Raw genomic sequence first — 14,305 nt, forward strand, 5'->3', positions numbered from 1 at the left:
AGGAGGCGACGATGGCCGCAAGGGCGAGTTGGAAGGGGCATCTTCGACTGAGTTTGGTCAGCTGCCCGGTGAAATTGTACCCGGCGACCAGCACGGCCGACCGCATCAGCTTCAACCAGTTGCACAAAGACACGCATAACCGCATCAACATGAAGGCGGTTGACCCCGAGCTTGGCCTGGTGGAGCGATCGGACCTGGTGCGCGGCTACGAGTACGAGCCCAAGCAATATATCATCATCAGCGATGAGGACATCGATGCGGTGCGCATCGAGTCCAACCATACGATCAGCATCGAGGCCTTCGTCGACAAGGACGATGTCGATGCCGTCTATCAGGACGCGCCCTACTATCTGGTGCCCGATGGCGCCATGGCGGAGGAGACGTTCGGCGTCATCCGCGAAGCCATGATCAAGAGCGGCAAGCTGGCAGTCGCCCGCCTGGTGATGACCAGCCGCGAGCGCGTGGTCACCATCGGTGCGCGCGAAAACGGCATGGTGCTCACCACCCTGCGCAATCCCAGCGAAGTGCGCGGCACCGGCGAATATTTCGGCAACATTCCCTACGGCGATCCCGATCCGGAAATGCTCGACCTGGCGCAGAAGCTGATCGAGCAGAAGGTCAAGCCGTTCAATCCCAAGGATTACGAGGACCGCTACGAAGTCGCCCTGATGGCGATGATCCGCGAGAAGCTAAAGGGCCACAATCCCATTATCGCCTCGGCGCCGGAACGCGGCAATGTCATCAACCTGATGGACGCGCTCAAGGCCAGCCTCGGGGAAGCCAAGCCGGCGGCAAAGAGCCAGCCCAAGGCGCCCCCCGTTGCCAAGGAGTCGCCCACCAAGATATCTTTGAAGGCCGCGCTCGACGCGTCGAAGGCCGCAGCACCGAAGGCGGCCCCAAAGAAAAAGGCCTAGGTCAGTATGCACCTCAAGGGGGAGAGTTTCGGCGTCGTTGGCGCCTTGCGAGCCTTTCCCGTGCGCCTGGCGGTCAGGCGGGTCGAAAGCCTTGGCGGGCGCCTGCATCGCAGCGTCACCCGGGGCACGACGACCGTCGTGTTGGGGCGCACGCTGCTTTTCAAGAGTGACGAGGGCGACATCGAGCGCCGGGTGGCTGCGGCGCGGCCGCGCCGACTGCTCAGTGAGAACGGGTTTCTGCGGGCGCTGGCCACGCTGCCGCCGGTCGCCGCGTCCAATATGTTGCGGCAGTCGATCCTCGATCAGTCGGGCCTGAGCGGGCATGCGTTCGACCTGCTGGCATTGTTTGACGGGTTCGAGCATGACGCCGAGCCGTTTTCGTTTCGCGACCTGATCCTGGCGAAGAAATATGCGGGGCTGATCGCCAGTGGCGCGAGCTGGAGCGCGATTGCCCGCTCGGTGCATCAGATCGGGCCGGTCGGGTCGCTGACCTCGCTAAGTCTGCATCCCGGGGGCAGCGACAAAATTCTCGCCCGCGACGCCCAATCGACGTCCGAACTGGATGGCCAGCGCTTGCTGCCCATGCCGGATGACGACGGGGAAGCCGAGGACTATTTCGGGCTCGCGGAAACGGCCGAAGCCGCTGGGCTCTATGCCGAGGCCGCGACGCTTTATGCGCATTGCTCGGCCATCGATCCGACTGACGCGACCTCGGCGTTCAACCTTGGCAATTGTCTGCGGGCAATCGGCGACACAAATGACGCGGCCAACGCCTATGTCACGGCCCTGAAGCGAGACCCTTTATTCATTGAAGCCTGGTTCAACTATGGCGGGCTGTTGCGCGAACTCGGCAAGGTCGATGCGGCGCGCCGGCACCTGGCCCGCGCCATCGAGCTGGACGAGGGGTATGCCGACGCGATCTACAATATCGGTGCATTGGAATATGAAGCCGGGGTGCTGTCGGCCGCGCGCGGCTGGTGGCGGCGTTATCTGGAGCTGGATGCCACATCGGATTGGGCGCGGCGCGCGCGGGCGGGTATAGCTGTGGCCGATCAACAGCTTCGAACGGCAGGATAGCATGGCAACCAGTTTCATTTTCGACGGCCCCGAAGACGCCGAGGTCACCATCCTGCTGGCGCATGGGGCAGGGGCGCCGATGGACTCGGGCTCCATGAACGCGACCACCAAGGTGCTTGCCGCAGCGGGCCTTCGCATCGCCCGGTTCGAATTTGCCTATATGGCCAGCCGGCGGACCGATGCGGGGCGCAGACCGCCGCCGCGCGCCGACAAGGTGATGCCCGAATTCGTCGCGGCGGTGGACGATCTGGGACCGACGAACGGTCCATTGATCATCGGCGGCAAATCGATGGGCGGGCGCGTCGCCAGCATGGTGGCGGACCCGTTGTATGAGGCCGGGCGGATCGCTGGGCTATTGTGCCTCGGCTATCCGTTTCATCCTCCGGGACAGCCCGAGCAATTGCGCACCAAACACCTGGTTGGCGTCAAGACGCCGAGCCTGATCGTGCAGGGCACACGCGATGAATTTGGTACGCGCCAGGAGGTGGTGCATTACGAATTGTCGTCGGCGATCGAGCTCATGTGGCTCGAGGATGGCGACCACGACCTCAAGCCGCGCAAGACGATTTCGGGCTTCAGCGCGGCCGAACACCTGGCAACCATGGCTAGCGCCGTTCAAGGCTGGATCGGGCGCATCGTGCCGTGACGGCGCCATGAAGATCGCGACGTTCAACATCAACGGGATCAATCGGCGCCTGCCCAACCTCATGGATTGGCTGGCCGACGCGGCGCCGGATGTGGTGTGCCTGCAGGAGCTCAAGGCGACGGACCGGCAGTTTCCGGCCACCGCGCTGGCCGATGCCGGCTATGGCGCGGTGTGGCGGGGAGAATCCGCGTGGAACGGCGTCGCCATCCTGGCTCGCGGTGCAGAGCCGGTCCTGACGCGTACTGAGCTGCCGGGTGATCCCGATGATGGCCAGGCCCGCTATATCGAGGCGGCGGTCGATGGGGTGCTCATCGCCTCGCTTTATGCGCCCAACGGCAATCCGCAGCCGGGGCCCAAGTTCAACTACAAGCTGGAATGGACCGAACGGCTGATCGCCCATGCCGGCGAACTTTTCGCCACCGGACTGCCGGTTGTGTTGGCGGGGGACTACAATATCGTCCCCGAGCCGCGCGACATCTACGCGACCACTTCCTACAACGCCAACGCGCTGGTCCAACCCGAGCCGCGCGCCCAGTTCGCACGCCTGCTCAAGCAGGGCTGGACCGACGCCATCCGCAAGACGCATCCGGACGAGACGGTCTATACCTTCTGGGACTACATGCGGAACCGCTGGCCGCGCGACGCCGGGCTGCGCCTCGATCATTTGCTGCTGAGCAAGAAGCTGGCGAAGCGGCTGGTCAGTTCGGGCGTCGACCGCGACGTTCGGGGGCAGGACGGCGCGAGCGACCACGCGACGACATGGGTAACGCTGGGCGACTGACGACCGCTTCTGGCCTAGGACTCCGCGCGGAGCTGGCGGGCGGGGCGGATCGACATTGCGGACCAGGTCGTGAGCATGCCGGTCACGATGGTCAGCGCGACGGCGCCGAGCGTGATGGTCAGGCTCGTTCCAATATCGAGCGCGAAGGGAATTTCCAGCACGTAGGTGAGAATTGCCCAGGCGCCCGTCGTGCCCAATATCAGGGCCAACAGGGCGGCCAGCAATCCCAGGATGCCGTATTCCACGGTGAAGGCCACGATGACGTCGCGGCGCGTTGCGCCCAGCACTTTCATGACCACCGCGTCGGCCTCGCGCTGCTTGCGCCCCACCGCCATGGCACCGGCCAGCACCAGCATGCCCGACAGCACGGCAATGCTGCCGACCAGCGCCACGGCATTAGCCAGGCTCGCCAGAATGCCGGCGATCCGTTCCAGCGCATCGCCGACTGGCAGGAAAGTCAGCGCGGGGAAGGTTTTGCTGAGGCGGCTTTCGACCGCGTCATTGGCGCCGTCCGCGGCTTTGATGCTGGCCATGAAATTCTGCGGCGCCTTCTCGATCAGGCCGGGGGAGAACAGCAGGCGGAAATTGAGGCCGCCATCACGCCATTCGATATCGCGGAAATTGGCAATGGTCGCGGTAAGGGGCCGTCCCAGCACGCTGATGGTCAACTGGTCGCCCAGCTTGAGCCCTAGAGGCTCCTGCAGTTCGGTGCTGAGCGAGATCAGGGGATCGCCAGAATAGTCGGGCGCCCACCACTTGCCTTCCGCGAGGGTCGATCCGGCCGGCAAGTCTTTGGCCCAGCTCAGGGCGGTGTCGCCCTTGAACATATCGGCGATGTCGTCGGGTAGGGGACCAAGCTCGGTCACCGGCTTGCCCTTGACCGCCTCGATGGTGCCTCGCAGCATTGAGACGCTGTCGAACTTGGTGATCTGCGGGTCGGCATCGGCAAAGCCCTTGATGGCAGCCAGTTGGTCCTGCTTGACGTCGATCAGGATGAAGGATGGCGCCTTGTCGGCGACCGCGCCGTCGATCTGGGCCCGCAGATTGCTGTCCAGCAGCGTGATCATCAGCAGCAGGGCCAGCCCGAGGCCAAGCGACAGGATGACGACGGGGGCGGGAGCGCCGGGGCGATGGATCGCCCTTATGGCTTGGCGCAGCACGGCGCTGGGGAAGGGCGGTAGTAGTCGGAGCGCGAACTGCAGCACCCAGGCTGCGGCGCGCAGCAGCGCGAAGGCGAGGAGCGCGCCGACACCATACCACAGCACCAGCATGGGCTCGCCCGTCACCGCCACGGCGAGGCCAGCAATGCCGGCGAAGGCCAGGATCAGCGGCAATGCGGTGCGGGGGCGGACAATGTCGCGCCAGCCGATGCCGCCGGCCAGATTGCCGCCGGCGGCGCGGAACAGGCTGGCCGGTTGAAGTTTTTGCGCGCCCCGCAACGGGAGCAGCGCGAACGCGAAGGCGATCAGGATGCCGAAGCCCGCCGCCGCGGCCAAGGCTGCGGGGTCGAGTGTCGGAGGCAAGTCGATAGCCAGCATGCCCGACAGGATCGGTAGCGCGATGAGCGTCGAACCGGCGCCGAGCACCAGCCCGATGGCGATGCCCACCAGCGACAGCAGCATGATCTGGCTGAGGAAATGAGTCAGCACGCGCGCGCTGGTGGCCCCGAGACTACGCAGCGTGGCGATCGAGCTCTGGCGTTCGTTGACATAGGCCGCAACGGCATTGGAGACGCCGACGCCGCCGACCAGCAGCGATGACAGGCCCACCAGCACGAGGAACCGGCTGAACAGATCGAAGAATTTTGCCAGGTCGGCGGTGGCGTCGCGGGGGGAGCGAATGTCCCAGGGGGCATCGGGGAAGGCTTTGCGCAGGTCTTCGGAGGCGGCGGCGAAGTCCATGGCGGAGAGCGCAATCTTGTAGCGGAAGCGGGTGAGGGCGCCGGCGACGTCCAGATCGGCATCGTGCAGTCCCTGGACCGACATCAGGGCCGGCAGGCCGAGCTGGAAGCCCTGCGCGGCCTGGTCCGGCAGCGCCTTGAGGGTGCCGCGGATGATGAAATCGGCATTGCCGATGCTGACCTGATCGCCCAGGGCGAGGCCAAGACGGTCCAGCACCTTGGCATCAACCACCACCCCCGCCATGCCGTCGCGGCTCGCCAGTAGGTCGTTCAGGGTCGCGCCATTGGCGTCGGCACCGAGTTCGACGCTGCCGACCAGAGGGTAGTTGTCGCCGATGGCACGCAGGCTCAGGAACACACTTTTATCGCCGGCGGTGGCGCGGGCATTGAGGTCGACGACCTTGGCGACGGCACCGAGCTTGCTGAAATAGGCGACCTGGTCGGCAGCGATGTCGGTGCCGCTATTGCGTACCTCGAGGTCACCGCCCAGGATCACCCGCGCATCGCGGGCGATGGCGGTTTGCAACGCCGCGCCCACCGAGGATACCGCCGCGATGGCGCCGACGCCGAGCGTCAGGCAGGCCAGCAGGATGGCAAAGCGCCGTACGTCGCCGCGCAGGTCGATAAGGGCGACGCGGACCCAACCGCCCAGCCTGCTCATGCGGGCACGGCGACCGCGGCCGACAGATGTCCGTGGTTCATGTTGAGAATACGGTCCGCCTTGGCGGCGAGGCTGCGGTCGTGGGTGATGAGGAACACGGCGGTATCGTTGTCGCGCGCCAGGGCAAACATCATGTCTATGACCATGGCGCCGGTTTCCTGATCGAGGTTGCCGGTGGGTTCGTCCGCCAGCAGCAGTTTTGGCTTGGTGACAATGGCGCGGGCGAGGCCGACGCGCTGCTGCTCGCCACCGGACAATGCGCTGGGCAGATGATCGAGCCGGTCACTAAGTCCGACTGCGGCCAGCGCCTCGGTCGCGGCGGTGCGAATGGCCCTGTAGGACCTGCCATCCTCGGCGATTTCCAGTGCGAGCGCGACGTTTTCCAGGGCCGTCATCGACGGGATCAGGTGAAAATTCTGGAACAGGATGCCCAGGTTGCGCCGACGGAAGATGGCGAGCTCGTCTTCGCCCAAGCCGGCCAGCGTGGTGTTTCCCACAGTCACGGCGCCTTCACTGGCGCGTTCCAGGCCGCCGAGCACCATCAGCAGCGAGGTCTTGCCGCTGCCCGAGGGGCCGACCACGGCCACAACCTCGCCCGGATCGATGTGGAAGCTGATATCCTTGAGAATGTGCAGCGGGGTTTTGCCGGAGGTGAGATGCAGGTTCATGGCGGCAGTCTCGACTACGGGGCCGCTCATGATGCATCTCTCGGCTGGCTGAAGATCGCCCAACAGGTAAGCAGGAATGACCAAAAGAACAGTGCGTGCTGCCCAAATTCTGCGTGATGGCCTGCGGCTGATCGTCCTCGGGGCCGTGGCGCTCATCGCCCTGCCGACGCTGGCGCAGGCGGCGCCCAGGACACTGCTGCTCTATGGGGACTCGCTGATGGCCGGGTTGGGCCTCGACGCGAAGGACGGTTTTGCCGCTCAATTGCAGGCCGCGCTCGACGCAAAACACCTGGATGTTGCGGTGGTCAATGCCAGCGTTTCCGGCGATACCTCGGCGGACGGCCTGGCGCGGCTTGACTGGACGCTGGCGGATCGACCTGACGCCGTGCTGCTCGAACTGGGCGCCAATGACATGCTGCAGGGGCTGCCGGCGGAGGCCGTGGGGCACAATCTTGGCGCCATCCTCGATCGCTTTGCGGCCGATGGCGTTCCCGTGCTGCTTGCCGGAATGAAGGCCAATCCCAGCCTGGGCAAGGATTATGTCGCTGTGTTCGATAGTGTGTTTCCGGCGCTCTCCGAAAAGCACAAGGCCACGCTGTTTCCGTTCTTCCTCGATGGTGTGGCACTGGACACGGCGTTGAACCAGGCCGATGCCATCCATCCGAATGCAGAAGGGGTGAAGCGTATCGTTGCCAATATCCTGCCCTATGTCGAGCAAGTGCTGGGCACTGCAACGCATTAGGTGACGAGGCCAAACACTCGGAAACGCTCAGGCTTTGGCGTTGATCGCGTCCGCCCAGAGGCTGGCAGGACCGAAGGCAAGCCTAGTGAAGCGATCGCCGATCAATTGATGGGTCGCCGCATCGGGGTGGACTGCGTCGGGCAGTGGCAATTGAGCGTGGTCTGCATCGCCATAAAGCGCGAGTCCGTCCAGGTAATAGATGTTCGGGTCGGTCGCGGCGCGCTGTTTCACGATCCCGGCCAGGTGCGTGCGGATAATGGCCAGGGTCAGCTTACCGGCGGCGATCTCGGCCCGATTTCCGGTGGCCAGGAACCGCAATTGGTCTTGGGCAAGGGCGGCGATATCCGGGGCTGTGGGGCCGGGCGTGTCTTCGTGAATCGGACACAGAATCGGGGAGACCACGAGGATCGGCGTCGTGGGATGACCCTCGCGGATGGTGTCGAGAAAGCCATGCACGGCCGGACCGAAGGCGCGGAGGCGCATCAGGTCGGTATTGACCAGATTGATGCCGAGCTTGAGGCTGATCAGGTCGGCCGGAATGTCGCGCATGGTGCGCGCGGTGAAAGGATCGAGCAAGGCGCTGCCGCCAAAGCCCAGATTGACGAGCGACACGCCGGCACGCGAGGCGGCAATCACGGGCCAAGTGCCGGTGGGGCTGGCGGCGTTGGAGCCATGGCTGATCGAGCTGCCATGGTGCAGCCAGACCTTGGTGCCGCTGTCGTCGATGGCATGGACAGGGGCATTGGTGCGCAGCGCGATGAGCTCGGTGGTTTCGTTATGCGGCAGCCAGATTTCGATAGTCTTGGCGCCCGGCGGCAGAGAGTGAAAGCGGAGCGTGCCGGCGGGACCGGTTTCGATTGTGGTTGAGCCGTTGGCCATATCGATGCGGAGCACCTTGCCGCCTTCAAGGCTGGCTTGTGCCGCCAGGTCGCCGTCAATCCGCAAATCATAGACGCCATCGGGCCGCGACGGCATGCCGACATAAACCCGCTTGGTAGGAAGTGCGTCCAATTCTATGGCGGTTGCCTCAGTGCGGAAGACAAGCCGAACGCCCGAGGGCTGTGCCTCGACCATGGCCAGTTGCGGATCGGCATATTGCGCGCGCGCCCAGGCCGGCAACCGATGCGGTAGCAGGCCGTCGGCGGTCTGCTCCAGTTCAAGGGCGCCGCGCACAAAGCTCCGGGTGATCGGGGTGGCTATCCAATTGGGATGAACGTTCATTTTGTCGGCCAGCTCCGTAAAGTCATGTCGATTGCATCCACGGTGCGCGACCATGAATTGGCGGGGTCGGGCAGGCTGTGTTTGAAGCTGCCCGCCAGCTCGAGGGTCGCAAAGCCAAGAAAGACGCTGCCCAATAGCCGGACCGCATGGGTCTGGTCCGGCTCGCTCAGACTATAGCCGCGCAGCACGGCGCGAAGCATTTGGGCAAGCCGGACGCCGGCACTGGTGGCGGCAGTCGCATCGTCGAGCTCGAATCGGCAGGCGGCAAAGAGACCGGGATGAGCACGGGCGAAGTCGCGATGCACATTGGCAAGAGCCACGAGCGCCTCCTTGCCGGCCCGTCCCGCCACGGCATCGGCCGCCAAAGCGGCGAGTTGATCCAGAGCCAGCAGGGCGATGCCGGCCTTGAGGTGATGTGCGTTGTTCACATGCGCGTAGAGGCTGGCGAGCTTGACGTCGAATTGCCTGGCCAGAGCGGCCAGGGTCACCTGCTCGAAGCCAATTTCATCGGCCAATACTGCGCCGGCCCGGATAAGGCGATCCGCGGTCAGTCCGGCTCGTGCCAATGTTCTCTCCTGCCTTCCTATGCAGGATGCCTATTATCCTAAGTATATTAGGCGATGCAAGAGGGCTGTTCGGTTCTTGGGTATGGGCATCATGACGGCTGTCGCGTATGAGCGTGAACCGCATCCTTTGAGGAACTGCGGCGTTGCGCGTCGGGTCCGCGTCCAAATGGAGTTCGAAATTGAGCGTTGCGTTCACCAAGGAAGACAGTGCTGAAACGGCGTCGGAAACGCTGCTGCCCGACCGCCCGATTTCTGCAGAACCGAACCTTGTCACCGAGGCCGGATTGCTGGCCTTGCAGTCGCAACTCGCCCAGGCGCGCGATGCCTACAACGCCGCGAGCACGATCGAAGACGTCAATGAGCGGCGGCGGCAATCGGCTGTGCCGTTTCGCGACCTGCGCTATTTCACCGACCGCCTCCGCACCGCCCAGGTGGTTCCCAACCGGGCCTCGACCGATACGGTCGCTTTTGGCAGCACGGTCAGCTTCAGTCGCGACGACGGGCGGGTGCAGAAATACCGCATTGTGGGGGAAGACGAGGCCGATCCCAAAGCCGGCTCGATTTCCTACGTGTCGCCGGTGGCGCGCATGCTGATCGGCAAGGCCATTGGAGACGTCGTCACCCTCGGCGACCGCGAACTCGAAATCATCGCTATTTCGTAGGCAAGTTTCGTCGGGGTTCGGCCCAGGCGCTGTTGGTGTCAAAAAAGTATCGGTTGTGGCGACGCCCTGTGGTGGCGCGGAGGATTTAACAGGTCTAGCTTCAGGTCATGCGGAGAACCGGATAACCGGCCCGCAGGCAGAGACGGGGTCAAGACCCCGTCGGAGGGAGCAGGCCATGGAGCCAGACCTAGAGGTCGTCCAGATTCGCCGCGGCGAGTCATTCAAGGCATGGTCGCACGGCTATCCGTTCCACACGGTGCGCTGGCACTTTCATCCTGAATATGAGCTGCACCATGTGGTGGCCACGCGCGGCCGTTATTTCGTCGGCGATTTCATCGGCGAATTCGAGCCCGGCAATCTGGTGCTCACCGGTCCGAACCTGCCGCATAACTGGGTCAGCGAACTGCCAGAAGGCGTTGTGGTGCCGTTGCGCTGCCGCATCGTGCAGTTCTCCGAGGATTTCATCGGCAATGCCATGAAGGTGCTGCCGGAATTGACCGCCTTCGGGCGGGTGCTGGAGCAGAGCCGCCATGGCGCATTGTTTTCGCCCCGCACCACCGAGGGCATCGCGGCCGAGCTGGAAGAGCTGATCGAGGCGCAGGGCGTGCGGCGGATCGAGCTGTTCATGCACATCATGGGCAATCTCTGCCGCGCCGGCGATGTGAAGACGCTGGCCAGTTCCACCTATCTGCCGGACCCGTCGGGCTATATGTCGATCGCCATCAACAAGGTGCTGGCCCATATCGGTTGTCACCTGACGGAGCCGTTCAACGAGGGTGACCTGGCGGCCATCGCCGGGCAAAGCCCGAGCGCGTTTTCGCGCAGCTTCCGCAAGCATACTGGCATGGCGCTGGTGCAATATGTGAACCGGCTGCGCATCAACCTCGCCTGCCAGTTGCTGATGAGCGACGACGCCATGCCGATCATCGAGATCTGCTACGCGGTGGGCTTCAACAATCTGTCCAATTTCAATCGGCAGTTCCTGACGCAGAAGGGCATGCCGCCCAGCCGCTTCAGGACGCTTTTGATCGAGAACACAAGAGCGGCCGAAGCCGCCTAACAGCAAAGGAGTAGGGAGGAAAAGGACATCGCCGAAAGACGAACGCGGGCGCGCTTGTGGCGGCCCGCGATCGAAAAAACACGTCCAGACTTCGACATCTGGGAGGAGCCAAACAGCATAGGCGCGTCAACGCCGCTGCCAAACCCTCTCGCAAATCTGTAGCGCAGCCCAAGGCTGCAATCCACATCAATGGGAGAAGATCGCATGACTAAATTCTTGAGCGCGCGCATCGGCATGGCGGCTCTGGGCCTCGTGCTGCTCAGCGGCACCGCCGCCATGGCGCAGGCCGATATCGCCAATTCCACCGTCGCTTTCCTGATGCCCGACCAGGCATCCACCCGCTATGAAGAGCATGATTTCCCGGGCTTCCAAGCCGAGATGAAGAAGCTCTGCGAGACCTGCAAGGTCATCTATCTCAACGCCGATGCGGACGCGACCAAGCAGAGCCAGCAGTTCAATTCGGTGATCACGCAAGGCGCCAAGGTCATTGTGCTCGATCCGGTGGATTCCTCGGCTGCTGCCGGCATGGTGCAGGCGGCACAGAGCCAGGGTGTCAAGGTCATCGCCTATGATCGCCCCATTCCCGGCGCCAAGGCCGATTTCTACGTCTCGTTCGATAACCAGGGTATCGGCAAGGCCATCGCGGAATCGCTGGTGGGTCATCTGACGAAAGAGGGCGTGGCCACCGATGGAGTGGGCATCCTGCAGATCAACGGCTCGCCAACCGACGCCGCAGCCGGCCTGATCAAGGACGGCATCCACGAAGGCATCGCCACGGCCGGATACAAGACGCTCGCCGAGTTCGACACCCCCGATTGGGCACCGCCCAAGGCACAGGAATGGGCCAGCGGCCAGATCGCGCGCTTCGGCACGCAGATCGTGGGCGTGGTGGCGGCCAATGACGGCACCGGTGGCGGCGCCATCGCGGCCTTCAAGGCAGCCGGCGTCAATCCGGTGCCGCCGGTATCCGGCAATGACGCGACGATTGCCGCGCTCCAGCTCATTATCGCTGGCGACCAGTACAACACCATCTCCAAGCCTAGCGAGATCGTGGCCGCCGCCGCCGCCAATGTCGCCGTGACGCTGCTCAAGGGTGAAACGCCCAAGGCTGAGACGACGCTTTACGACACCCCCAGCCAGCTCTTCGTGCCGGCCGTGGTGACCGCCGAGAACCTCAAGGCCGAGATCGTCGACAAGGGCATTGTCGGCGCCGACGTGCTCTGCGTCGATCGCTATGTCGATGGCTGCAAGGCCCTCGGCATCACGCCGTAAACCCCTCTGCCTGGCCCCATACCGGGGCCAGGCACCCTCCAGCACAAGGCTCGCCCACGATGACCGACCCATCCAGCGATAGCGCCGCGACCGGCGAGCTGCTCCTCAGCCTGCGCGGCATTTGTAAGAATTTCGGCGCAGTTTCGGCGCTGACCGATATCGACCTCGACGTGCATGCCGGCGAAGTGGTGGCCTTGGTGGGCGACAATGGCGCGGGCAAGTCGACGCTGGTCAAGATCCTCTCCGGCGTGCATCTGCCGACTTCGGGCACGATCCAGGTGCGCGGGCAACAGGTGAGCCTTCCCAATCCGTCCGCGTCGCTGGCCATCGGCATCGCCACCGTGTTCCAGGACCTGGCACTGTGCGAAAACCTCGACGTGGTGGCCAATATCTTCCTGGGCAAGGAGCTCAACCCGCTCCAGCTCGACGAAGTGGGCATGGAAATCCGCTCGTGGAAGCTGCTCAACGAATTGTCGGCCCGCATTCCCAGCGTGCGCGAGGCAGTGGCCTCGCTGTCGGGCGGGCAACGCCAGACCGTGGCAATTGCCCGCTCGCTGCTGCTCGACCCTAAGATCATCCTGCTCGACGAGCCCACCGCGGCCCTGGGCGTCGCCCAAACGGCCGAAGTGCTCAACCTGATCGAACGCGTCCGCGATCGTGGGCTCGGCGTGGTCATGATCAGCCACAATATGGAGGACGTGCGCGCCGTCGCCGACCGCATCGTGGTGCTGCGGCTGGGCAAGAATAATGGCGTCTTCTACCCCGACGCGAGCAATGCGGAGCTGGTGGGCGCCATCACCGGCGCTTCGGACAATTCGGTCTCGCGCCGCGCCGGTCGCAAGGCCGAAGCCAATCTCAGTGGGGATGTACAGCCATGAGCAACAATGTCGACAAACAGGAGCAGTTGCTCGACCGCGCCGATGTTCGCGTGAAGCACGAAGCTGGCATTGGCGGGGCGATTAGCGCCTTCCTCGACCGGGTGCGTTCCGGCGATCTCGGTGCGCTGCCGGTGGTGGTGGGCCTCGTGGTCATCTGGACGGTGTTCACCGCGCTCAATCCGATTTTCCTGTCCAGCACGAACCTCGTCAACCTGCTGTTCGATTCCTCGACGGTCGGCGTGATCGCGCTTGGTGTGGTGCTGATGCTGATGGTGGGCGAGATCGATCTGTCGATCGGCTCGGTCAGCGGTTTTGCCTCGGCGCTGCTGGGCGTGCTGTGGGTCAACCACGGCTGGCCGGTGCCGCTGGCCATCCTCGGCGCGCTCGCGGTGGGTGGGCTGATCGGCTATATCTACGCCCAGCTCTACAACCGCTTCGGCATGCCCAGCTTCGTGGCCACCCTTGCAGGACTGCTGGCCGTGCTGGGGCTGCAGCTCTATATTCTGGGCGGCACCGGCTCGATCAACCTGCCGTATGGCTCGCCGCTGGTAAATTTCGGCCAGTTGCTGACCATGCCGCAGCCAATCGCCTACGGCCTTGCCGCTCTTCCTGGTATTGCGATGCTCGTCACCGGATATCGCACGGCCGCTCGCCGCCGGGAGGCTGGATTGTCCTCCAAGTCTCTCGGCGGCGTCCTCTTTTTCGCCGTCGTGGTGACGCTCGGTCTTGAACTGGCCGTGGCCTATCTCAACACATCGCGGGGCGTGCCGTGGATGTTCGCCCTGTTCGTGCTGCTCGTCGTGGGCATGAATTATGCGCTGACCCGCACCCAGTGGGGCCGCTCGATGACCGCCGTGGGCGGCAACCGCGAAGCGGCTCGCCGCGCCGGCATCAACGTCAAGGCGATCTACACCAGCGCCTTCGTATTCTGCGCCATGTTTGCCGCGCTTGGCGGCATGCTGGCGGCTTCGCGCCTGGCCTCGGCCAGCCAGCAGGCGGGCACTGGCGATGTCAATCTCAACGCCATCGCGGCAGCGGTGATTGGCGGCACGAGCCTTTTCGGTGGCCGCGGCAGCGCCTATTCGGCCCTGCTCGGCATCATCGTCATCCAGTCCATCGCCAATGGCCTGACCCTGCTCGATCTGAGTTCGTCGCTCCGCTACATGATCACCGGCGGCGTGCTCGCGGTCGCGGTCATCGTCGATTCCCTGGCGCGGCGCTCACGCGTCATGCACGGCCGCGCCTGATCCATCTTCG

14 protein-coding genes are annotated in these 14,305 nt (G+C 64.3%); 10 read left to right on the forward strand and 4 right to left on the reverse strand.

Annotated features, from left to right (window positions below):
* Window positions 1-11 precede the first annotated feature (11 nt).
* Genes JWP26_RS06065 through JWP26_RS06080 form a run of 4 tightly spaced genes read left to right on the forward strand, consistent with a single transcriptional unit; the run spans window position 12 to window position 3,418 of the window.
* Window positions 12-914 carry a Ku protein gene (locus JWP26_RS06065; protein ID WP_299724725.1) on the forward strand — a complete coding sequence of 301 codons (903 nt, stop codon included), beginning with the start codon at window positions 12-14 and terminating at the stop codon, window positions 912-914.
* 6 nt (window positions 915-920) lie between these two features.
* A complete protein-coding gene (locus JWP26_RS06070; RefSeq protein WP_299724727.1) occupies window positions 921-1,991 on the forward strand; it encodes a tetratricopeptide repeat protein in 1,071 nt (356 codons plus the stop codon).
* A 1-nt stretch (window position 1,992) separates the two neighbouring features.
* Window positions 1,993-2,637 carry an alpha/beta family hydrolase gene (locus JWP26_RS06075; RefSeq protein ID WP_299724729.1) on the forward strand — a complete coding sequence of 215 codons (645 nt, stop codon included), beginning with the start codon at window positions 1,993-1,995 and terminating at the stop codon, window positions 2,635-2,637.
* Between the two features lie 7 nt (window positions 2,638-2,644).
* A complete protein-coding gene (locus tag JWP26_RS06080; protein WP_299724731.1) occupies window positions 2,645-3,418 on the forward strand; it encodes an exodeoxyribonuclease III in 774 nt (257 codons plus the stop codon).
* Between the two features lie 14 nt (window positions 3,419-3,432).
* On the opposite strand, the gene JWP26_RS06085 is transcribed toward JWP26_RS06080, so the two are convergent.
* Together JWP26_RS06085 and JWP26_RS06090 are read right to left on the reverse strand one after the other, a co-directional pair.
* Window positions 3,433-5,979 carry an FtsX-like permease family protein gene (locus JWP26_RS06085; RefSeq protein WP_299724733.1) on the reverse strand — a complete coding sequence of 849 codons (2,547 nt, stop codon included), beginning with the start codon at window positions 5,977-5,979 and terminating at the stop codon, window positions 3,433-3,435.
* Window positions 5,976-6,677, reverse strand: coding sequence for an ABC transporter ATP-binding protein (locus JWP26_RS06090; protein ID WP_299724735.1), 702 nt, complete (start codon window positions 6,675-6,677; stop codon window positions 5,976-5,978). Before JWP26_RS06090 ends, JWP26_RS06085 begins: the two co-directional genes overlap by 4 nt.
* 46 nt (window positions 6,678-6,723) lie before the next feature.
* Between JWP26_RS06090 and JWP26_RS06095 the strand changes: the two genes are divergently transcribed.
* Window positions 6,724-7,389 (forward strand): arylesterase, encoded by a 666-nt coding sequence (locus tag JWP26_RS06095; RefSeq protein WP_299724737.1) that lies wholly within the window; start codon window positions 6,724-6,726, stop codon window positions 7,387-7,389.
* A 27-nt stretch (window positions 7,390-7,416) separates the two neighbouring features.
* On the opposite strand, the gene JWP26_RS06100 is transcribed toward JWP26_RS06095, so the two are convergent.
* Together JWP26_RS06100 and JWP26_RS06105 are read right to left on the reverse strand one after the other, a co-directional pair.
* Window positions 7,417-8,610 carry an SGNH/GDSL hydrolase family protein gene (locus JWP26_RS06100; protein ID WP_299724739.1) on the reverse strand — a complete coding sequence of 398 codons (1,194 nt, stop codon included), beginning with the start codon at window positions 8,608-8,610 and terminating at the stop codon, window positions 7,417-7,419.
* Entirely contained in the window at window positions 8,607-9,176 is a 570-nt protein-coding gene (locus tag JWP26_RS06105; RefSeq protein WP_299724741.1) for a TetR-like C-terminal domain-containing protein, read from the reverse strand. Before JWP26_RS06105 ends, JWP26_RS06100 begins: the two co-directional genes overlap by 4 nt.
* Before the next feature lie 179 nt (window positions 9,177-9,355).
* On the opposite strand from JWP26_RS06105, the gene greA reads away from it, so the two are divergent.
* The 5 genes from greA (at window position 9,356) to JWP26_RS06130 (ending at window position 14,295) form a co-directional block, all read left to right on the forward strand.
* Window positions 9,356-9,838 carry a transcription elongation factor GreA gene (gene greA / locus JWP26_RS06110; protein ID WP_299724743.1) on the forward strand — a complete coding sequence of 161 codons (483 nt, stop codon included), beginning with the start codon at window positions 9,356-9,358 and terminating at the stop codon, window positions 9,836-9,838.
* A 175-nt stretch (window positions 9,839-10,013) separates the two neighbouring features.
* Window positions 10,014-10,898 (forward strand): AraC family transcriptional regulator, encoded by an 885-nt coding sequence (locus JWP26_RS06115; protein WP_299724745.1) that lies wholly within the window; start codon window positions 10,014-10,016, stop codon window positions 10,896-10,898.
* A 204-nt stretch (window positions 10,899-11,102) separates the two neighbouring features.
* On the forward strand, window positions 11,103-12,170 hold the full coding sequence (locus JWP26_RS06120; RefSeq protein ID WP_299724747.1) for a sugar ABC transporter substrate-binding protein: 1,068 nt from the start codon (window positions 11,103-11,105) through the stop codon (window positions 12,168-12,170).
* Between the two features lie 59 nt (window positions 12,171-12,229).
* Complete coding sequence (locus JWP26_RS06125; RefSeq protein WP_299724748.1) at window positions 12,230-13,048, forward strand: ATP-binding cassette domain-containing protein; 819 nt, start codon at window positions 12,230-12,232, stop codon at window positions 13,046-13,048.
* Window positions 13,045-14,295, forward strand: coding sequence for a sugar ABC transporter permease (locus tag JWP26_RS06130; RefSeq protein WP_299724750.1), 1,251 nt, complete (start codon window positions 13,045-13,047; stop codon window positions 14,293-14,295). Before JWP26_RS06125 ends, JWP26_RS06130 begins: the two co-directional genes overlap by 4 nt.
* Window positions 14,296-14,305: the final 10 nt, after the last annotated feature.

The sequence above is a fragment of the Devosia sp. genome, from assembly GCF_028290435.1.
Classification (GTDB): Bacteria; Pseudomonadota; Alphaproteobacteria; order Rhizobiales; family Devosiaceae; genus Devosia.